Source organism: Streptomyces collinus Tu 365, from assembly GCF_000444875.1.
GTDB classification, from domain to species: Bacteria; Actinomycetota; Actinomycetes; order Streptomycetales; family Streptomycetaceae; genus Streptomyces; species Streptomyces collinus_A.
In genome coordinates this window covers 1,924,786-1,944,487 of sequence record NC_021985.1, presented here as the reverse complement: position 1 = coordinate 1,944,487, position 19,702 = coordinate 1,924,786, and the positions used below count along the sequence as shown (strand labels likewise).

Annotated in this window: 22 protein-coding genes; 12 read left to right on the top strand and 10 right to left on the bottom strand. The window is 73.3% G+C overall.

Features of this window, described 5'->3' with window-relative positions:
* Nucleotides 1-101 precede the first annotated feature (101 nt).
* The gene (locus tag B446_RS08180; RefSeq protein WP_020938949.1) at nucleotides 102-1,376 is read left to right on the top strand and encodes a glycoside hydrolase family 10 protein; all 1,275 of its coding nucleotides are present in this window, start codon (nucleotides 102-104) and stop codon (nucleotides 1,374-1,376) included.
* Between the two features lies 1 nt (nucleotide 1,377).
* Here B446_RS08180 and B446_RS08175 read toward each other — a convergent pair whose 3' ends face one another.
* Together B446_RS08175 and B446_RS08170 are read right to left on the bottom strand one after the other, a co-directional pair.
* Entirely contained in the window at nucleotides 1,378-1,575 is a 198-nt protein-coding gene (locus tag B446_RS08175) for a DUF1918 domain-containing protein (RefSeq protein WP_020938948.1), read from the bottom strand.
* Nucleotides 1,576-1,591: 16 nt separating this feature from the next.
* Nucleotides 1,592-2,503, bottom strand: coding sequence for a DMT family transporter (locus B446_RS08170; protein WP_078614662.1), 912 nt, complete (start codon nucleotides 2,501-2,503; stop codon nucleotides 1,592-1,594).
* Between B446_RS08170 and B446_RS08165 the strand changes: the two genes are divergently transcribed.
* The 3 genes from B446_RS08165 to B446_RS08155 all read left to right on the top strand — a co-directional run bounded on the left by B446_RS08165 (nucleotide 2,502) and on the right by B446_RS08155 (nucleotide 5,129).
* Nucleotides 2,502-3,938, top strand: coding sequence for a PLP-dependent aminotransferase family protein (locus B446_RS08165; protein WP_193384437.1), 1,437 nt, complete (start codon nucleotides 2,502-2,504; stop codon nucleotides 3,936-3,938). The two genes, B446_RS08170 and B446_RS08165, sit on opposite strands and share 2 nt — an antisense overlap.
* Before the next feature lie 62 nt (nucleotides 3,939-4,000).
* Nucleotides 4,001-4,438, top strand: coding sequence for a GNAT family N-acetyltransferase (locus tag B446_RS08160; protein WP_020938945.1), 438 nt, complete (start codon nucleotides 4,001-4,003; stop codon nucleotides 4,436-4,438).
* 97 nt (nucleotides 4,439-4,535) lie between these two features.
* On the top strand, nucleotides 4,536-5,129 hold the full coding sequence (locus tag B446_RS08155) for a histidine phosphatase family protein (protein ID WP_043475037.1): 594 nt from the start codon (nucleotides 4,536-4,538) through the stop codon (nucleotides 5,127-5,129).
* Here B446_RS08155 and B446_RS08150 read toward each other — a convergent pair.
* Both B446_RS08150 and B446_RS08145 read right to left on the bottom strand, forming a co-directional pair.
* Nucleotides 5,111-5,554 carry a DUF6314 family protein gene (locus B446_RS08150; RefSeq protein WP_020938943.1) on the bottom strand — a complete coding sequence of 148 codons (444 nt, stop codon included), beginning with the start codon at nucleotides 5,552-5,554 and terminating at the stop codon, nucleotides 5,111-5,113. The two genes, B446_RS08155 and B446_RS08150, sit on opposite strands and share 19 nt — an antisense overlap.
* Nucleotides 5,555-5,556: 2 nt before the next feature.
* Entirely contained in the window at nucleotides 5,557-6,003 is a 447-nt protein-coding gene (locus tag B446_RS08145) for a carboxymuconolactone decarboxylase family protein (RefSeq protein WP_020938942.1), read from the bottom strand.
* A gap of 247 nt (nucleotides 6,004-6,250) precedes the next feature.
* Between B446_RS08145 and B446_RS08140 the strand changes: the two genes are divergently transcribed.
* The 8 genes from B446_RS08140 to B446_RS08105 all read left to right on the top strand — a co-directional run bounded on the left by B446_RS08140 (nucleotide 6,251) and on the right by B446_RS08105 (nucleotide 12,972).
* Nucleotides 6,251-6,622 carry a GtrA family protein gene (locus tag B446_RS08140; RefSeq protein ID WP_020938941.1) on the top strand — a complete coding sequence of 124 codons (372 nt, stop codon included), beginning with the start codon at nucleotides 6,251-6,253 and terminating at the stop codon, nucleotides 6,620-6,622.
* Nucleotides 6,623-6,678: 56 nt separating this feature from the next.
* Nucleotides 6,679-7,707 (top strand): N-acetyl-gamma-glutamyl-phosphate reductase, encoded by a 1,029-nt coding sequence (gene argC / locus B446_RS08135; RefSeq protein ID WP_020938940.1) that lies wholly within the window; start codon nucleotides 6,679-6,681, stop codon nucleotides 7,705-7,707.
* Entirely contained in the window at nucleotides 7,704-8,855 is a 1,152-nt protein-coding gene (argJ, locus tag B446_RS08130) for a bifunctional glutamate N-acetyltransferase/amino-acid acetyltransferase ArgJ (protein WP_020938939.1), read from the top strand. Before argC ends, argJ begins: the two co-directional genes overlap by 4 nt.
* The gene (gene argB / locus B446_RS08125) at nucleotides 8,852-9,760 is read left to right on the top strand and encodes an acetylglutamate kinase (RefSeq protein ID WP_020938938.1); all 909 of its coding nucleotides are present in this window, start codon (nucleotides 8,852-8,854) and stop codon (nucleotides 9,758-9,760) included. The genes argJ and argB overlap by 4 nt, the downstream gene beginning before the upstream one ends.
* Complete coding sequence (locus B446_RS08120) at nucleotides 9,757-10,974, top strand: acetylornithine transaminase (protein WP_020938937.1); 1,218 nt, start codon at nucleotides 9,757-9,759, stop codon at nucleotides 10,972-10,974. Before argB ends, B446_RS08120 begins: the two co-directional genes overlap by 4 nt.
* 7 nt (nucleotides 10,975-10,981) lie before the next feature.
* A complete protein-coding gene (locus B446_RS08115; protein ID WP_020938936.1) occupies nucleotides 10,982-11,527 on the top strand; it encodes an arginine repressor in 546 nt (181 codons plus the stop codon).
* A 97-nt stretch (nucleotides 11,528-11,624) separates the two neighbouring features.
* A complete protein-coding gene (locus B446_RS08110; RefSeq protein ID WP_043477869.1) occupies nucleotides 11,625-12,212 on the top strand; it encodes an RNA polymerase sigma factor in 588 nt (195 codons plus the stop codon).
* Nucleotides 12,202-12,972, top strand: a complete 771-nt coding sequence (locus tag B446_RS08105; RefSeq protein WP_043475033.1) for an anti-sigma factor family protein — start codon at nucleotides 12,202-12,204, stop codon at nucleotides 12,970-12,972. Before B446_RS08110 ends, B446_RS08105 begins: the two co-directional genes overlap by 11 nt.
* 65 nt (nucleotides 12,973-13,037) lie before the next feature.
* Here the strand turns inward: B446_RS08105 and B446_RS08100 are convergent, their stop codons facing one another.
* The 6 genes from B446_RS08100 to B446_RS08075 form a co-directional block, all read right to left on the bottom strand.
* Nucleotides 13,038-13,880, bottom strand: a complete 843-nt coding sequence (locus tag B446_RS08100; protein WP_020938933.1) for a serine/threonine-protein kinase — start codon at nucleotides 13,878-13,880, stop codon at nucleotides 13,038-13,040.
* Entirely contained in the window at nucleotides 13,877-15,712 is a 1,836-nt protein-coding gene (locus B446_RS08095; RefSeq protein WP_020938932.1) for an ABC transporter ATP-binding protein, read from the bottom strand. The genes B446_RS08100 and B446_RS08095 overlap by 4 nt, the downstream gene beginning before the upstream one ends.
* Before the next feature lie 381 nt (nucleotides 15,713-16,093).
* Nucleotides 16,094-16,834 carry an FAD:protein FMN transferase gene (locus B446_RS08090; RefSeq protein WP_388070520.1) on the bottom strand — a complete coding sequence of 247 codons (741 nt, stop codon included), beginning with the start codon at nucleotides 16,832-16,834 and terminating at the stop codon, nucleotides 16,094-16,096.
* Between the two features lie 55 nt (nucleotides 16,835-16,889).
* A complete protein-coding gene (locus B446_RS08085; RefSeq protein ID WP_193384436.1) occupies nucleotides 16,890-17,705 on the bottom strand; it encodes an FMN-binding protein in 816 nt (271 codons plus the stop codon).
* Nucleotides 17,706-17,722: 17 nt separating this feature from the next.
* Nucleotides 17,723-19,105 carry a ferric reductase-like transmembrane domain-containing protein gene (locus B446_RS08080; RefSeq protein ID WP_020938929.1) on the bottom strand — a complete coding sequence of 461 codons (1,383 nt, stop codon included), beginning with the start codon at nucleotides 19,103-19,105 and terminating at the stop codon, nucleotides 17,723-17,725.
* Nucleotides 19,106-19,164: 59 nt separating this feature from the next.
* Entirely contained in the window at nucleotides 19,165-19,692 is a 528-nt protein-coding gene (locus B446_RS08075) for an FMN-binding protein (protein WP_043475030.1), read from the bottom strand.
* Nucleotides 19,693-19,702: the final 10 nt, after the last annotated feature.

The window sequence follows — 19,702 nt, the reverse complement described above, 5'->3', positions numbered from 1 at the left end:
ACGTTACCGCGAAGTATCGATGATCGATCGTCCGGGTGGGGGCATTCTGGGGCGCGGAACGATCCGTGACGGCGCGGATCCGGAGCGTACGGGGTGTGTGGATGGGGTTCCTGTCACGGCGCGCGTTCACGACGGCCGCGCTGTCGTCGCTGGCGACGGCGGGCGGCGCGGCCGCGGCCGGATCCGCCGGACCCGCCGGACCCGCCGGTCCCCCCGGCTCCGTCCCCGGCCGGCGCGAGCCGCGGGCGGAGGGTGAGATGCGGGGCGTGTGGCTGGCGACGGTGTCCAACCGCGACTGGCCCTCGCGGACCGGCCTCACCGCCGCCGAGCAGCGCGGGGAGCTGATCGCCCACCTGGACCGGGCGGTGCGCGCCCGGCTCAACACGGTCGTCCTCCAGGTGCGGCCCACGGCGGACGCCCTGTGGCCCTCGCCGTACGAGCCCTGGTCCGAGTGCCTCACCGGCACCCAGGGCGGGGATCCGGGCTGGGACCCGCTGGGCACCGCCGTGCGGGAGGCGCACGCCCGCGGCCTGGAACTGCACGCCTGGTTCAACCCCTACCGCGTCGCCGAACACGACGATCCCGCCCGCCTGGCGGCCTCGCATCCGGCGCGCACGCACCCGGACTGGGTGGTGACGTACGGCGGGAAGCTCTACTACGACCCGGGGCTGCCCGAGGTGCGCGCCTTCGTGCAGCGGGCCGTGCTCGACGCGGTCGCCCGGTACCCGGTCGACGCCGTGCACTTCGACGACTACTTCTACCCCTATCCGGTCGCCGGGCAGACCTTCGACGACGACGCCGCCTACGACCGCTACGGCGGCGACTTCGGCAGCCGCGCCGACTGGCGCCGCGACAACATCGACCGCCTGGTGCGGGAGACGGCCGCCGGCGTCAGGCGGGTGCGGCCCGGCACCAGGTTCGGGATCAGCCCCTTCGGCGTGTGGCGCAACGCCGCCACGGACTCCCGCGGCTCGGACACCCGGGCGGGCGTGCAGACGTACGACGACCTGTACGCGGACACCCGCACATGGGTCCGCAACCACTGGATCGACTACGTCGTCCCGCAGCTGTACTGGCACATCGGCTTCGCCGCCGCCGACTACGCGACCCTGGTCGACTGGTGGGCCCAGGTGGCCGAAGGCACCGGGACCCGCCTCTACCTCGGCGAGGCGCTGTACAAGGCCGGGGCGGCCGGGCAGCCCTCCGCGTGGCAGGACCCGGTGGAACTGTCCCGCCACCTCACGCTCGCGGCCCGTCACCCCCAGGTGCGCGGGCACGTCTTCTTCGCCGCCAAGGAGGTGGCGGCCGATCCGGTCGGGGCGATGGCGCGGGTGGTCGCCGACCACTACCGGGAGCCGGCGACGCCACCGCGCTGAACTAGTGCTGCCGTTCGTCCCCGTGCTTGATCTGGCAGTCGGGGCCGGGGGACATGACCGCCTCGTGCCCGTCCGGGAACCGGACGCGGTAGGGCGGGTTGCCCTCCGTGCCCATCACCTCGACGACTACCGAGACCTGGTCGTGCTGACCGACCACTCTGCCGTGCTGAACGAGCTGGTCGCCCACGATTGCGCGCATCGGGCTCTCCTCACGGTCACGACCGTTGGGTGACGGCGATGCAGACGAGCACGGCGACAGCGGTCAGCGGAGCGGCCGCAGTCAGGTGCTCGTCCAGCAGCAGCGCCGACCACACCAGTGTGAGCAGCGGCTGGGCCAACTGCAACTGGCTGGCCCTCGGTATCCCGATGGCCGCCATGCCGCGGTACCAGACGACCAGACCGAGGAACTGCGAGCCCACCGCCACCCACAGCAGGCCCGTCACGCCGTGCGCGGTGAGGTGTACCGGCTCGTACGCCAGCGCCACCGCGGCGGCCGGCAGGCTCAGCGGCAGGCACAGCACCAGCGCCCAGCCGATGACCTGCCAGCCCGGCATGGCCCGGGCCAGCCTGCCGCCCTCGGTGTATCCGGCCGCGCACACCACCAGCGCGGCGAAGAGGTAGCCGTCGGCCGTGGTGAGCGCGCCGCCGCTCTGCCCGACGGTGAAGGCGAGCACGGCCGCCGCGCCCGCCAGCGCCGCCACCCAGAACCGCCGCGAGGGCCGGTGGCCCGTGCGCAGCGCCGAGCAGACGGCGGTGGTCAGCGGCAGCAGGCCGACCACGACGGCGGCGTGCGAGGTGGTCGAGGTGCGCAGGGCGAGCGTGGTCAGCATCGGGAAGCCGAACACCACACCCAGCGCGACCACGGCGATCCCCGGCAGGTGCCGGCGCTCGGGCAGTGGCACGCGCAGCGCCAGCAGACAGCCGCCCGCGACGAGCGCCGCGAGCACACCGCGGACCGCCACCAGGGACCAGGGCCCGAAGCTCTCCAGTCCCCAGGCCGTGGACGGGAAGGTCAGGGAGAAGGCGATCACGCCGAGGGCGGCCAGCACGGTGCCGGAGGACCGGCTTTCGCGGGGCGCGGGGACCGCTATCGCCGTGGGCGTAGTAGCGCTACTCTGTACTCTCATGCAACAGAGTAGCAGTGTGGGAGAGTTGGCGGAACAGCTGCGGCGGGAGCTTCACCGCTACTCACCAGGTGGAAAGCTGCCGTCGAGCAGGGCTCTTGTCGAGCGGTTCCGGGTGAGCCCCGTGACCGTCTCCCGGGCCCTGGCCCAGCTCGCCGCCGAGGGCCTGGTCGTCACCCGGCCCGGTGCCGGCGCCTTCCGGGCGGCGCGCCCGCACACGCCGGCCGGGCCCGCCGGCGACACCTCCTGGCAGGAGGTCGCGCTGAGCGCCGACGGCACCGCCGACCTCGTCCCGCGCACCGTGGACGCCTACGGCGTCACCGTCTCGCTCGCCGCCCCGCCCCCCGGCGTGCTGGAGTTCAGCGGCGGCTACCCGCACCCCTCTCTGCAGCCCGAGCGCGCCATGGCCGCGGCCCTGGCCCGGGCCGGACGGCGGCCCGGCGCCTGGGGACGACCCCCGCTGGAGGGCCTGCCGGAACTGCGCGAGTGGTTCGCGCGCGGCATCGGCGGGGCCGTCACCGCCGCCGAGGTGCTGGTCGCCGCCGGCGGCCAGTCCGCCCTGGCCACCGCCCTGCGCGCGCTGGCGCCGCCCGGAGCGCCGGTGCTCGTCGAGTCGCCCACCTACCCGGGCATGCTCGCCCTGGCCCGCGCGGCCGGCCTGCGCCCGGTCCCGGTGCCCGTCGACGCGGACGGCGTGCGCCCCGAACTGCTGGCCGACGCGTTCCGGGCCAGCGGCGCCCGGGTGTTCGTCTGCCAGCCGCTCTTCCAGAACCCGACCGGCGCGGTCCTGGCGCCCGGCCGCCGGGCCGAGGTGCTGCGCATCGCCCGCGCGGCGGGCGCCTTCGTCGTCGAGGACGACTTCGTACGCCGCCTGGTGCACGCCGACGCGGGACCGCTGCCCCGCCCGCTCGCCGCCGACGACCCGGACGGCGTCGTCGTCCACGTCGGCTCCCTGACCAAGGCGACCTCGCCCAGCTTCCGGGTGGCCGCGCTGGCCGCGCGCGGGCCCGTGCTGGAACGCCTGCGCGCCATCCAGGTCGTCGACAGCTTCTTCGTCCCGCGCCCGCTCCAGGAGGCCGCCCTCGAACTGGTCGGCTCCCCGGCCTGGCCGCGCCACCTGCGGTCGCTGTCGGCCGAGTTGAAGACCCGCCGCGACACCATGACGGGCGCCCTCGCCCGCCACCTCCCGGAACTCGCCCTCCCGCACGTCCCGGCCGGCGGCTACCACCTCTGGGTCCGCCTGCCCGACGGCACCGACGAAAGCGCCCTGACCGCCGCCGCCCTGCGCGCGGGCGTCGCCCTCACCCCCGGCCGCCCGTACTTCAGCGCCGAACCCCCCGCGGGGCACCTCCGGCTGAGCTTCGCCGCCGTGGCGAGCACGGACGAGATCACCGAGGGCGTCCACCGCCTGCGGACGGCGTGCGACGAGGCGCTGTAGCGCGGCCCGGGCCCCGGAATATCCGGTCGACTCCCGGTCGCCGGGGCTGTGAGGATCTGCGCATGAGCGACCTGCCCGGCCTCCCCGCAGGCTACGAGTTCTCCGACGACACCTCACGTGTCGACGTCGACCGCGTCCACCGCTGGCTGTCGAGCGACGCCTACTGGGCCAGGGACCGCCCCCGCGAGAAGCACGAGCGCGCCATGGCCTCCTCGGTCAACTTCGGGGTCTACGACACGGCCTCCGGCGCCCAGGTGGCCTACGCGCGGGTGCTGACCGACCGGGCGACGTTCGCCTGGCTCGCCGACGTGTACGTGGACCCCTCGGTGCGCGGCAAGGGCGTCGGCACGGCGTTCGTCGAGAGCATCCGGGAGCACCTGCGGCCGTTCGGGCTGCGACGCGTCCTGCTGGCCACGCGGGACGCGCACGGCGTCTACGAGAAGGTGGGCTTCCGGCCGCTGGACCGTCCCGTCGACTTCATGGTCCTGCCCTTCGAGTGACCGGGGGGACCGGGACCTGCGCGACCATGCGATTACCCTGGGTAACTCGCTGCGGGCAGCCCTTGACCCGCGCACACGCGGGGCTCACCATCACGGCATGCCATTTCGGGTGACGTTCGTCGCCGCCGCGCGCAGTTCCCCGCTGCTCGCGGAGCGCTTCGAGGACGACCGGCCGCTGGACCAGGCCGGCTGGGACGAGGTGCAGCGCGCCGCCGGGGACCTGCTGCCGCTGGCGGCGTCCGAACTCCGCTACTGCTCGCCGACCCCGCGCAGCCGGGCCACCGGTGACGCGCTCGGGTACGCGCCGCTGGTGCAGCTCGCCCTGCGCGACTGCGACATGGGCCGCTGGCGCGGGCTGACCCTGGGCGAGGCGATGGCGCGCGAGCCGGACGCGGTGGACACCTGGCTCGCCGACCCGCGGTCCGTCCCGCACGGCGGTGAGTCGCTGCTGGGCTTCATCTCCCGGGTGGGCGGCTGGCTGGACACCCGACCGGTGGAGGAGGGCGGCCGGATCGTCGCCGTCGCCGAGCCCTCGGTGATCCGCGCGGCCCTGGTGTACGCCCTGAAGGCGCCGCCCTCGACCTACTGGAACATCGACGTCCGCCCGCTGTCGTCGACCGCGGTGACCGGCCGCGCGGGCCGCTGGAACCTGCGGCTCGACCGTCCGTCGGGTCAGCCCTCGCGGACGTAGTCCGTGGTGAGCACGAGGTCCTTCGCCGGACCGCCGACCCGCCACACCGTGCGCCAGTGGTCGGCGTCCGCGACCGTGAACTCGCCGCGGTAGAAGTCGGCCGCGCACGGGTGGTCGGCCACGTACCGTCCCGAGGTCAGGTCCAGGGCGTGGAAGGGCCGGCCGTCCGCGAACCGTACGTCCGCCGTGCCCGGCGCGTCGCCGGGCAGGAAGCGCAGGGTCCGGGTCGCCGGCCGGGTCACCCCGTACCAGGTGAAGGTGCCGGACTCCTCGTGCAGCAGCCCGCCCCCGTCGAGCGGACCGAACACCGTGACCCCCTCGAAGCGCCCCTCGGCGCCGCCCGCGAGGTCCCGCACGTCCCGCTCGACCCGCCAGCGCCCGGCCAGGTGGGCCAGTACGTCGGCCACGGGCCAGAACCCGCCCATCGTCACTCCTTGCCGTCGGTGCCCGACCCGGGCGCCTGCTCCACGGGCAGCAGCCCGCGTTCGGCGAACACCTTCTTCGCCACGAACGTGGCGTTCAGCGCCTTGGGGAAGCCGCAGTACCCGGCCGAGTGCAGCAGGGCCTCCACGATCTGCTCGGGGGACAGGCCCACGTTCAGGGCCGCGTTCACGTGCACCTCGAGCTGGGGCTCGCAGCCGCCGAGCGCGGTCAGCATACCGAGGGTCACCAGCTGGCGGTCGCGGGGAGCGAGCCCGGGGCGGGCGTAGATCTCGCCGAACCCCCAGGAGACGATCTGGTGGCCCAGCTCGGGGCTGACGTCGGCGAGCGAGTCGATGACCCGCTGCCCGGCCTCGCCGTCGACGGCCCGCAGTACCTCCAGGCCGCGCGCGAAACGCTCGTCACGGGAGGTGCGCTCGCTCGACTCGCTCATGTCACTCGTCCGTTCCCGGCCGTCCGGTGTGCGGCGGCCGTACGCAAGGGGTCGACAGGGGGTTCGATCAAGGACCGTAGGACCTGGAGCGCACTCCAGGTCAAGCGGGTTTCCTGACGCTCGCCCGCGGCGTGCGGGCCCGGGTGTGTGACCATCGTCACCGCTTTCGTCGCCCTCGCGAGCGTCCAGTTGGTCATCCTGAAGGTCAGGCGACCCGCGTGGACCGGACGAAGGATCTCATCCCCTGATGTCGAGGCAACTGCTCACCTTCGCCGTGGTCGGTGTCGTGAACACGGCCGTCTACTACTGCCTCTATCTGCTGTTCCTGGCCGGCCTTCCCTATCTCGCGGCGCACGTCCTGGCCTTTCTGCTCAGCATGGTCGGGTCCTTCTTCCTGAACGCGCGCTTCACCTACCGCACCCGGCCCACCTGGCGGAAGTTCCTGCTGTTCCCGCTCACCAACGTCACCAACTTCCTGATCACGACCGCCGGGGTGTACGTGATCGTCGACGTCCTGCACGCCGGCAGCCGGTTCGCCCCGCTGCTCGCCTCGGCGGCCGCGGTCCCGGTCACCTTCGTCGTCTCCCGCCGGGTCATGCTCCCGGAGTCGACTGCATAGTGATTGCATAAAAGTGCAGCGATCCGTATAGTCATGCCATCAGGAGGAGGATGGACATGACGGTACGTGCGGCGGTGGCCGGGGCGAGCGGATACGCGGGCGGAGAGGTCCTGCGGCTGCTCCTCGCGCACCCCGAGGTCGAGATCGGTGCCCTGACCGGCAACTCCAATGCGGGCCAGCGCCTCGGCGCACTCCAGCCGCACCTGCTGCCGCTGGCCGACCGCGTGCTGACCGAGACCACCCCCGAGGCGCTCGCCGGACACGACGTCGTCTTCCTCGCGCTGCCGCACGGACAGTCCGCCGCCGTCGCCGAGCGGCTCGGCCCGGACGTCCTCGTGATCGACATGGGCGCCGACTTCCGGCTGAAGGACCCGGCCGACTGGGAGCGCTTCTACGGCTCCCCGCACGCCGGCACCTGGCCCTACGGCCTCCCCGAACTGCCGGGTGCCCGCGCCGCGCTGGAGGGGTCCAAGCGCATCGCGGTGCCCGGTTGCTACCCCACCGCCGTCACCCTCGCCCTGTTCCCGGCCCACGCGGCCCGCCTCGCCGAGCCCGAGGCGGTGATCGTCGCCGCCTCCGGCACCTCCGGCGCGGGCAAGGCGCCCAAGCCGCACCTGCTGGGCAGCGAGGTCATGGGCTCCATGTCACCGTACGGCGTGGGCGGCGGCCACCGGCACACCCCCGAGATGATCCAGAACCTCAGCGGGGTGGCCGGCGAGCGGATCTCCGTCTCCTTCACCCCGACCCTCGCGCCGATGCCCCGCGGCATCCTGGCCACGTGCAGCGCCCGGGCGCGGGACGGCGTCACCGCCGAGTCGCTGCGGGCCGCCTACGAGAAGGCCTACGCCGACGAGCCCTTCGTCCACCTGCTTCCCGAGGGCCAGTGGCCGGCCACGGCGTCCGTCCACGGTTCCAACGCCGTTCAGGTGCAGGTCGCCCTGGACGAGGCGGCGCACCGCATCATCGCGATCAGCGCCATCGACAACCTGACCAAGGGCACCGCGGGCGGTGCCGTCCAGAGCATGAACCTCGCCCTCGGGCTCGCGGAGTCCACCGGGCTGACGACGATCGGAGTTGCGCCGTGAGCGTGACGGCAGCAAAGGGATTCACGGCCGCGGGGATCGCCGCCGGGATCAAGGAGAACGGCAACCCGGACCTGGCCCTCGTGGTCAACGACGGGCCCCGCCGCGCCGCCGCCGGCGTCTTCACCTCCAACCGCGTGAAGGCCGCGCCCGTCCTGTGGTCCGAGCAGGCCCTCAAGGGCGGTCAGGTCTCGGCGGTCGTCCTCAACTCCGGCGGCGCCAACGCCTGCACCGGCCCCAAGGGCTTCCAGGACACCCACGCCACCGCCGAGAAGGCGGCCGAGGTGCTCGGGCGGGGCGCGATCGAGATCGCCGTCTGCTCGACCGGCCTGATCGGTGTGCTGCTCCCGATGGACAGGCTGCTGCCGGGCGTCGAGGCGGCGGCCGCCGCGCTGAGCGAGCACGGCGGCGAGAAGGCCGCCATCGCCATCAAGACCACCGACACCGTCCACAAGACGTCCGTCGTGACCAGGGACGGCTGGACCGTCGGCGGCATGGCGAAGGGCGCGGGCATGCTCGCCCCCGGGCTCGCCACCATGCTCGTCGTCCTCACCACGGACGCCGTCGTCGGCGGCGACGAACTGGACCGTGCGCTGCGGGCCGCCACCAAGGTCACCTTCGACCGGGTCGACTCCGACGGCTGCATGTCCACCAACGACACCGTGCTGCTGCTCGCCTCCGGCTCCTCCGGCGTCACCCCGGACCACGCGGAGTTCGCCGAGGCCGTCCGGACCGTCTGCGACGACCTCGGCCAGCAGCTCATCCGCGACGCGGAGGGCGCCAGCAAGGACATCAAGGTCGAGGTGATCAACGCCGCGACCGAGGACGACGCCGTCGAGGTGGGCCGCTCCATCGCCCGCAACAACCTCCTCAAGTGCGCCATCCACGGCGAGGACCCCAACTGGGGCCGTGTGCTCTCCGCGATCGGCACGACGCGGGCCGCCTTCGAGCCCGACCGGCTCAACGTCGCGATCAACGGCGTCTGGGTGTGCAAGGACGGCGGTGTCGGCGAGGACCGCGAGAAGGTGGACATGCGCTACCGCGAGGTGCACATCGTCGCCGACCTCGCCGCCGGGTCCGAGACCGCCACCATCTGGACCAACGACCTCACCGCCGACTACGTCCACGAGAACAGCGCCTACTCCTCATGAGCACCACGCGCAAGCACACCGCGCTCCCCAAGGCCCAGATCCTCATCGAGGCGCTGCCCTGGCTGGTCAAGCACAACGGGCGGACGGTCGTCATCAAGTTCGGCGGCAACGCCATGATCGACGAGGACCTCAAGGCCGCCTTCGCCCAGGACGTCGTCTTCCTGCACCACGCCGGCCTCAGGCCGGTCGTCGTGCACGGCGGCGGCCCCCAGATCAGCGCCGCCCTCGACCGGCACGGCATCGTCAGCGAGTTCAAGGCCGGCCTGCGGGTCACCACCGAGGACGCCATGGACGTCGTCCGGATGGTGCTGGCCGGCCAGGTGCAGCGCGAGCTCGTCGGACTGCTCAACCAGCACGGCCCGCTCGCGGTGGGCCTGACGGGCGAGGACGCCCACACCATCACCGCCACCCGGCACCGGCCCGAGATCGACGGCGAACCGGTCGACATCGGCCGGGTCGGCGAGATCACCGCGATCGACACCGGCGCGATCGAGGCCCTGCTGGCCGACGGCCGCATCCCGGTCGTCTCCTCGATCGCCCGCAGTCAGGACGACGGACATGTCTACAACGTCAATGCTGATACGGCGGCTGCGGCACTCGCTGCGGCACTGGGGGCCGAAACCCTCATGGTCCTCACGGACGTCGAGGGCCTCTACGAGGACTGGCCCCACTCCGACGAGGTGATCAGCCGCCTCACCGCGTCCCAGCTGGAGAAGCTGCTGCCGGACCTCAGTTCCGGCATGGTGCCGAAGATGGAGGGCTGCCTGCACGCCGTGCGGGGCGGCGTGCACACCGCCCGCGTCATCGACGGCCGGGTCCAGCACTCCATCCTGCTGGAGATCTTCACCGACGAGGGCATCGGCACCATGGTCGTGCCCGACGGAGCCGAGGGGGAGCAGTCATGACCGGGACCGCCACCAACGCGGAGCTGACCGCGCGCTGGCAGGGCGCGCTGATGAACAACTACGGCACCCCGCGGTTGCCCCTCGTGCGCGGCGCGGGCACCCGGCTCTGGGACGCCGACGGCACTCAGTACCTGGACTTCGTCGGCGGGATCGCGGTCAACGCGCTCGGCCACGCCCACCCGGCCGTCGTGGAGGCGGTGAGCCGGCAGATCGCGTCGCTCGGCCACGTCTCCAACCTCTTCGTCGCCGAACCGCCCGTCGCCCTCGCCGAACGGCTCCTCCAGCTCTTCGGCCGCGACGGCAGGGTCTACTTCTGCAACTCCGGCGCCGAGGCCAACGAGGGCGCCTTCAAGATCGGCCGGCTGACCGGGCGCACCCACATGGTCGCCACCCAGGGGGGCTTCCACGGCCGCACCATGGGCGCCCTCGCGCTCACCGGACAGCCCGGCAAGCAGGAGCCCTTCCGGCCGCTGCCCGGCGACGTCACCCACGTCCCCTACGGCGACGCCCAGGCGCTCGCCGCCGCGGTGACCGAGGAGACGGCGCTCGTCGTCATCGAGCCGATCCAGGGCGAGAACGGCGTCGTGGTGCCCCCGGCCGGCTACCTCAAGGCGGCCCGCGCGATCACCGCGGCCACCGGGGCGCTGCTGGTCCTGGACGAGGTGCAGACCGGCGTCGGCCGTACCGGCGGCTGGTTCGAGTACCAGGCCCACGAGGGCGTGCTGCCCGACGTGGTCACGCTCGCCAAGGGACTCGGCGGCGGACTCCCGCTCGGCGCCACCGTGGCCTTCGGCCGGGCCGCCGAGCTGCTCGGCCCCGGCCAGCACGGGACGACCTTCGGCGGCAACCCGGTCGCCTGCGCCGCGGGGCTCGCCGTCCTCGACACCATCGCGGACGAGGGCCTGCTCGACAACGTCAAGCGGCAGAGCGAGGCGCTGCGCGACGGAATCGAGGCCCTGGACCACCCGGTGATCGATTATGTCCGGGGCGCGGGTCTCCTGCTGGGTATCGTGCTCACCGGGCCGCACGCAGCACAGGTGCAGCAGGCGGCCCAGGAGGCCGGGTTCCTGGTGAACGCGCCCGCTCCCGACGTCGTACGGCTGATGCCGCCGCTGAACCTGCGCGACGACGAGACAGGCGCCTTCCTGCGGGCGCTGCCCGGCATCCTCGACGCAGCGAGCCCGGTGGGCGGGGACGGACGATCCGGAGAATGAGACGACGATGAGCCAGGCGCAGGACCACGAGCAGGCGGCGGGCAACGGCCCGGCCGTGCCGCAGACCCGCACCGCGCGCCACCGCCGGATCGTGGACATCCTCAACCGGCAACCGGTGCGCTCACAGAGCCAGTTGGCGAAGCTCCTCGCCGACGACGGGCTGAGCGTCACCCAGGCGACGCTGTCCCGGGACCTCGACGAGCTGAACGCCGTCAAGATCCGCAACAACGACGGGGACCTGATCTACGCGGTGCCGAGCGAGGGAGGGTTCCGCACCCCGCGCGCCCCGCTGGGGGAGTCGGCCAAGGAGGAGCGGATGCGGCGCCTGTCCCAGGAGCTGCTCATCTCGGCCGAGGCGTCGGCGAACCTGGTGGTCCTGCGCACCCCGCCGGGCGCCGCCCAGTTCCTGGCCTCGGCCATCGACCAGGCCGAGCTGCACGACATCCTCGGCACCATCGCGGGTGACGACACGCTGATGCTGATCAGCCGCGAGCCCACCGGGGGACAGGCCCTGGCGGAGCATCTGCTGCGACTGGCGCAGAACGGGCACTGACCCGCGTGCGGGGCCCGGCCCGTCGGCGGAGAATGGATCTGTGATCTTCCCCGGCGGCCGGGCAATCCGCTGGCGGCGCCCGGCCGTATACCAAGGTGTGTCGGGTTTCCGGTTCCCCGTGGGCCGTCTCCCGGACGAGGCACTGCTGTCCGGGCTGGCCACCGGCGATCCGGAACTCGCCCTCACCTTCGTACGGAGGTTCCAGCACCGGGTCTTCGGGGTGGCCATGGCCGTCACCGGGGATCCACAGCTCGCCGAGGACATCGCCCAGCAGACGTTCGAACGTGCGTGGCGGCACGCGCAGATCTACGACTCGCGCCGCGGGTCGGTCACGACCTGGCTGACGACCATCGCGCACAACCTCGCCATCGACGCCGTCCGCGCGCGTCGCACCGAGCCGGTGGCACCCGAGGACCTGGACGCGCTGCTGGGTGTCGTCACCGAGACCCCCGAGCGGTGGGCGCTCGCCGACGAGGCGTCGTCCCAGCTCCGCGCGGCGGTCGCGCGACTGCCGCGGGAACAGGCCCGGGCCCTGGTGATGGCAGGAGTCTACGGAATGACGGCCCAGCAGGTCGCCGAGGCGGAGAAGATCCCGCTGGGCACCGCCAAGACGCGGATCCGAGCGGCCATGCAGAAACTGCGGACCGCCCTCACGTCTCCGAAGCGAGGCGACCATGTCGAATGACGTGACCTGCGAGCAGTTGCGGGAGGCAGGTGCCGAGCTGGCACTCGGGGTCCTGCCGGGCCGGGAGCGCGCCGCCGCTCTGGCCCACCTGGACCGGTGCGCGGACTGCCGCGAGTACGTCGAGGAGCTGTGCGTCGTCGGTGACAAGCTGATCGGTCTGCTGCCGGACCGCGAGCCGCCGCTGGGCTTCGAGTCGCGGATGGCCCGCGGGATCGCCCGGGACGCGGCGGCGCACGAGGCGCGGCACGCCCACGCGGCCGGCGCCACCCAGCAGGGCGTGCGCGTCCGCGCCCGCCGGGCCAGGCTGCGGGTCGCCTCGATCGCGGCGGCGCTCGCCATCGCCTTCGGGTTCGCGAGCTGGGCGGTGGGCAGCGCCATCGAGGAGATCACCGCCTCGCCGCCGGCCCAGGTCTCCTCCGAGCCCGTCATGGTCGGGGACATGACCGCGGCCGCGCAGGACGGGGCACCGGCCGGCGAGGTGTACGCCCATCCCGGCACCCCCGGCTGGATCTTCATGACCGTCGCGCTCGACGGGTCGGGCACCCCGTACAGCGGCAAGGTCAGCTGCATCCTGGAGCGCCCGGACGGCACCACCGTCCGCGCCGGCGACTTCTGGCTGCGCAAAGGGCGCGGCGCGTGGGGCGGCTCGGCCCACGTGGACCCCGCGTCGGTCTCCGGCGCCCGTGTGACCTCCTCGGACGGCACCGTCCTGGCCAAGGCGCACCTGCAGACGGCCCACGTGCTGACACCCGTGGACTGACCTCGCCCCCGCCGTTCGAGGCGGGTTCCCCGCGGGCCGGACCCGTACGGGCCGCTCCGTGCGCCTCAGGGGCCGGGCGCCCGGCGCTGCGGGACGGGCAGCGTCGCCTCCAGGGCGGCGGACAGTTCGGCGACCGTGGGCCGGGACGCGGCGTCGGTGCGCAGACAGGCGTCCACGGCGGCGGCGAGGGCGCCGGGCAGCCGCCGCCTCGACGCGACCGGCGGGGCGCTCCGCTCCGGTCGGGGCCGCGACCCGGGCCCGTCGAACGGCGGCCCGCCGGTGGCGACGTCGAAGAGGGTGGCGCCGATGCCCCACACGTCGGCGGCGGCCGTGAGCGGTCCGCCGCCGATCTGCTCGGGCGCGAGATAGCCGTACGTGCCGAGGCCCGCCGGCGCGGGTCCTGGCGGCCGTGCGAGGCTCAGGTCGAGCAGTTTCGCGTGGCCCCGGTCCACCACCACGTTGGCCGGCTTGACGTCCAGGTGCAGCAGCCCGCGCCCGTGCAGGTAGTGGACGGCCGAGCAGAGCTGGACCCCGAGCAGCGCCACGTCGGCGGCGGACACCCGGTGCCGCAGCCGGTCGACGAGGTGGGACAGCATCTCGCCGGTCAGCGTCTCCAGGACGACCAGCGGTTCGGGCGACTCGAAGGTCTCGTAGGCGCGCACCAGGTGCGGATGGGTGAAGTCCCGCAGCCACCGTCCCTCCCGCAGCAGCCGCCGGGCCAGCCGCTCCTCGTCGCGCAGGTCGGCGCGCACCGTCTTGAGCACGCACCGGCAGTCCCGTTCGTCGCTCCACGCGTCGTAGACGTCCAGCCAGCCGGTGCGTGCCAGGTGTGCCAGGACCTCGTAGCCGGCGACCGGTTCCGTGCCCGGCGTGAGCGGCGCGGCATCCCTGGTGGCGGGGGCGCTCACGACAGCACCTTTCCCGGCGCGCCGACGCCGGTGGTGCCGTTCAGCCGGTTGAGCCGGGCGTACGTCCCCCCGCGCCGGAGCAGCTGGTCGTGGGTGCCGTCCTCGGTGACCCGGCCGTGGTCGAGCACCACGATCCGGGTCGCCTCCCGGACCGTCATCAGGTTGTGCGAGATGACGATGGTCGTCCGCCCGGCCATGAGCCGGCGCAGCGGGTCCATGATCCGCCGGCCCGAGCCGGCGTCCAGTCCGCTGGTCGGCTCGTCGAGCAGCAGCACGGGAGCGTCCCTGACCATCGCGCGGGCGATGGCCAGACGCTGGCACTGCCCGCCGGAGAGCGTCCGGCCGCGCTGGCCGACCAGCGTGTCGTAGCCCTCGGGGAGCAGTTCGATGAAGTCGTGCGCGTCCGCGGCACGGGCCGCCGCCACGATCTCCGCCTCCGTCGCCTCGGGCCGGCCGTAGGCGATGTTCTCCCGGACGGTCCCGTGGAAGACGAGCGTCTCCTGGAGCACCACGGCGACGTTCTCCCGCACCCCGGACAGGTCCAGGTCCCGCAGGTCCGTCCCGTCCAGCCGGACCGCGCCCCGGTCGGGGTCGTAGAAGCGCAGCTGGAGCTTGGCCACGGTCGACTTGCCCGCCCCGCTCGCCCCGACCAGCGCCAGTGTCTGACCGGGTGCCGCGTGGAAGGACACGTCGGACAGCGCCCACGAGGCGGCGCCGGGATAGCGGAAGCAGACGCCGTCGAACTCCACGTCCCCGCGGGCCCGGCCGATCCGCCGGGCGCCGGGGCTTTCGGTCACCTGCGGCCGCTGGTCCAGCAGCTCGATGATCCGTTCCGCCGACGCGGAGGCCGTGTAGAAGGTGGTGCCGAGCCGGGACAGGCCCCGCACCGGGCTGTAGAGCTTGCCGATCAGCGCCAGGAACACCAGCAGGCCGCCGAGGGTGAGCTGTCCCTGGGTCAGCTTCCAGGTGCCCAGGCCCATGACGGCCAGGCCGCCGGTCACCTCGATGACCTCCACGACGGGCCGGTACACGGCCCGGATGCGGGCCGAGGCCATCGCCGCCCGGAACCGGCCGGCGCTCTCCCGCTCGAAGCGGCGCTCCTCCCACGCCTGCCGGTTGTACGCCTGCACGAGGGCGACGTTGCCCAGCGACTCCTCGGCGATCGCGCTGACCGAGCCGCTCAGCCGCCTGCGTTCCCGCGAGGCTTCCTTGATCAGCCGGGAGAAGTGCCGGCCGGCGCCCCAGAACAGGGGCACGATGAGGAGGGCGAGCAGGGTGAGGTCCCAGCGCAGATAGAGGAGCAGGCCCAGGAAGACCCCGAGCCGGATCACGTAGTAGAGGGCGTCCGCCACACCCGAGAGCAGGAACGTCTCGACCGCGTCGACGTCGCCGGTGACCCGGGACAGCACGTCACCGAGCCGTCTGCGTTCGAAGAAACCGAGCGAGAGCCCCTGCACGTGCCGGAAGACGTCGGCGCGCAGGGACAGCAGGAACCGCTCGCTCACCCAGGTGGACGAGACGTCGTCCGCGAAGCCCAGCACACCGGAGGCGAGGACCAGCCCCAGATAGGCCGGGGCGATCCACAGGAACGGCCTGAGATCGCGCGGGACCAGCACGTCGTCCACGACGATCTTGAAGAGCCAGATCTCGGCGGCGTCGACGAGGGGGCCGACCAGGCTGAAGAACACGATGGGCAGGAGCCAGCGCCGCCAGCCCCGGGTGTAGGGCCAGAACCGCCGGAACACCGCGCTCGGCGGCACCGGGGGAGCGGGGGCGACCAGTGCGTCGGTGGGCTCACCCACCGACAGCAGGCGCCGCAGGACATGCGCCATGGCAGGGGTCCGTAGCAGGTCGGCCGAGCGGACCGGGTCCTCCCGGCTCCGGTCCGCTCAGCCCGCGGGTGTGATCAGTAGCCGCCGTGACCTCCGTGACCTCCGTGGTCGCCATGGTCCCCGTGGTCCCCGTGGTCTCCGTGGTCTCCGTGGTCTCCATGGTCCCCGTGGTCTCCATGGTCGAAGCCGCCGTGCCCCGAACCGCCATTGTTCGAGGAGTCGTCACGGTGGTCCCGCCTTGCCGGCATCAGTCTGCTGAAGATGGCCATGTCGTTCCTCCTGAAATTCGCTGCACTTGGGATACGTCTCAGAACGGAACTTGGATGGCTTCTGCGGTTAATCCGCAGGAAAAAGGCAACGCGGCCGGCGCGGAAGGAAGCGTCAGCCCAGTCGTGCGGCCAGCCCCCCGGTGCACCGCACCTCGTCGCCGGCCGTGATGAGCAGGGCCTCCACCCCGGGCAGTGACTCCAGCCAGTCGAGCCCCGCCCGCGAGCCCATCGCGAACGCGGCCGTGGCCCAGCAGTCCACCCAGGTCAGCCGGGGGCCCACCACGGTCACCGACACCAGGTCGGTCACCGCCGGGCGGCCCGTGCGGGGGTCCACGATGTGCGCGCCCCGCTCCGCCGTGCCGGAGGTCGCCACCGAGAGTTCGTCCACCCCCGCCGCCGAGATCACCGCCGCAAGGCCGCCGGGGCGCAGCGGGTCGGACACCCCGACCCGCCAGGGCCGCTGCGGCTCCGGCGCGCCCAGCATCTGGACGTCACCGCCGCCGTTCACGCTGACCCCGCACACCCCGTCGACGGCCGCCAGCAGCCGTGCCGCCCGCTCCGCCGACCAGCCCTTGACGATCCCGGTCGGGTCCAGCACCCCCCGGTACCGGGTGCTGAACCAGCCCTCGCTCACCCGCTCGGCCTCGGCCGCCAGCCCCAGCACCTCGGCGACCTCGGGGGCGCATTCGGCCACGGCCAGCTCGCCGCGGGAGAGCCGGGACACCTCGCTGTCCTCGCGGTAGGTGGAGAAGAGGGCGTCGACGCGGTGCAGACCCGCGACCGCCTCCCGCAGCGCCTGCCGCACCGCGTCCGGGTCGCCGCCGCGCACGTCGAAGGAGAAGACGGTCCCCATGACCTCCTCCGCGTGCCGCAGCGCGGCGGGCGTCTCAGCCGGTTCGGTCACCGTGTCAGCCACCGGCCTGGTCGAGGGCCGACTGGAGCGACTGCTTGTAGCCGGTGCTGGTGTAGGTGGCGCCGGAGACGGCGTCGATGTCCGCGTTCCCGGCGGCCACCGCCTCCTGGTTGAGCTTCGGCACGGAGAGCTGGGTCTTCTGGTCGCTCAGGCCGCCCTTGGGCGCCTGCACCGCCTCCGCCTTGGTGATCTTCCCGCCGCTGACCGTGATCCGCACCTGCACCGGCCCGTACTGCGTCTGCGACACCTTGCCGGTGACCGTACGGGCCCGGGCCGCGCCCGAGGACCCGCCGGACCCCGTCGAACCGGAGGTCGCCGAGGACCCGCCGGACCCGGCCGAGGACGCCTTGACCTTGTCCAGTGCGGACTGCAGGGACTTCTTGTACCCGGCACTCGTGTACGTCGCCCCGGACACCGCGTCGATCCGCGCGCTCTGCGCGGCCACCGCCTCCTGGTTGAGCTTCGGCACGGAGAGCTGGGTCTTCTGGTCGCTCAGGCCGCCCTTGGGCGCCTGCACCGCCTCCGCCTTGGTGATCTTCCCGCCGGCGACGGTCAGCCGTACCTGCACCGTCCCGTACTGGGTCTGCGCGGCGTCACCGGTCACCGTGCCGGAGCCGGCGGCGGCCTGCGCGCCGCCCTGCTGACCGCCCTGGGGCGTCTGCCGGCCCGGCGCGGTCTGCTGCGGCGCCGCGCCCGCCGCCGACGCGGCCGCCGGGTCCGAGGCGGGCTTCAGCGACAGCAGCAGCACGACACCGGACACGGTGGCGGCCGTGGCCAGCACGACGCGCCGAATGGGGTGGCTCTTCCTCATCGCTCAGCAGCTCCCGCTCACATCTCGAACGACTCGTGGTGGATACGGCGCGCGGGGACCCCCGCGCCGCGCAGTGCCTCGTACACCGTCTGCGCGAACCCGGGCGGGCCGCACATGAAGACGTCGTGGCGGTCGATGTCCGGGATCTTCCGCTCCAGGTTCTCCGCGGAGATGTCCGGCCGCTCGCCGTCGGGGCTGTTCACCGCGTACATCAGCCGGGCGCCCCGCTCGTCGGCGATCGCGGCCAGCTCGTCCCACAGAGCCAGGTCCTGGGTGGTGTTGGCCCGGTAGAGCAGGGTGATGTCACCGGCCGCCCCGGGCAGCGTCTCGAACAGCGCCCGCATGGGGGTGATGCCGACCCCGCCGGCGACCAGCAGCACCTTGCCCCGGCTGCGCCGCTGCGCGGTGAGCGCGCCGTACGGGCCCTCCGCCCACACCCGGGTGCCGGGCGTCAGCTCGCGCAGCCGGGCGCTGTGGTCGCCGATCGCCTTCACGGTGATCCGCAGCATGTCGGGGCGGGGCGCCGCCGACAGCGAGTACGGATGCGAGCTGAAGCGCATCCCGGGCGCCAGGAACCGCCAGCGGAAGAACTGGCCGGCCTCCGCGCCCATCCGGTGCAGCCTCCGGCCGCCGATCAGCACCGACACGATGCCCGGGGTCTCCTCGATGACCGCCTCCACCCGCATCCGGTGACGGAGGTTCAGCCGCACGGGGGTGATGATCCGGTACCACACCACCAGTGCGGTGACCATGCCGTACAGCGCGTACCAGAAGGTCTTGGCGGTGGGCTCGACCGCGAAGTCGTTGCCGGTGGTGATCTGGTGCCAGAACGTCAGGAACACCGCCGCGTAGGTCAGCAGGTGCACGTGGTACCAGGTGTCGTAGGGCAGCCGGCGGCGGACGGCGCCGATCGAGCTCAGCCCGATGAGCACGAACAGGCCGGTGCCGATCGCGGCCTTGCCCATGTCCGGCAGCTGCTCGACGGAGTCGACGGTCTGCTGGACGATGTCGCCGAGCGACTTGCCCGCCTGGAGCGCGTACCCCCACATGGTGAGGAAGACGTGCGCGGCGACCAGGCAGAGCGTGTACCGGCCGCTCATCGCGTGCCAGCGGGCCACCCGGTCGGAGCCGACGCGCCGTTCCAGCGCGGGCACCCGCGCCATCTGCAGCACGACCAGCGCCATCAGGTAGCCGGCCAGCAGGCCGGTGATCCGGCCCGCGTTCAGGATCCGGCCGTTGTCGTCGGCGATCGAGGGGGTGTTGTGCCACCAGAGCCACAGCACGGCCGCCGCGCCCGCCCACACCGCGAGCAGCAGCGGTACGGCCGGGGAACGGCGCGGGCGGATGCGGCGCATCGTCTGGCGGCGGGCGGCACGTCCGCCTGCGAGCGTGGTGGTCACGGTTCCTCCGGGGGGACTTGACCGTCGGCCCTCAGATACGTGTCGCGTGCGCGGTGTGTTCAGCCGGTCGCGGAGTCGAGCGCGGACTGCAGCGACTGCTTGTACCCGGTGCTGGTGTACGTGGCGCCCGAGACCATGTCGATGTCGGCGCTCTGCGCGGCCAGCGCCTCGCGGCGCAGCCGGGGCAGCGCGTAGCCGTTGATCTCCTGGTCGCGCGGGTTGTCCTGCGGGTACTGGACCGCTGTCACCTCGGTGAGCCTGCCGCTCCTGATCGTCACCCGCACCTGGACCGGCCCCCAGCGGGTCTGGACGGTGTTCCCGGTGACGGACTTCGAGACGCCGGAGCCGCTGCTCCCGGAGCCGCCGGCGGAGTCGCCGGATGAGCCGGACGAACTCCCGGACGAACTCCCTGACGAGCCGCCGGACGCGGCCGGCGCGCTCGCGCGCGGGACCGCGGCGGCGGAGCCCACGGCGAGCCCGGGGCTCGTGTGCGGCTTCAGCGACAGCAGCAGCACCATCCCGGAGACGGTGGCGGCACTGGCCAGCACGATCCGGCGGAGCGGTCGGTTCTTCCTCAACGCGTGCACTTCTGCGCCC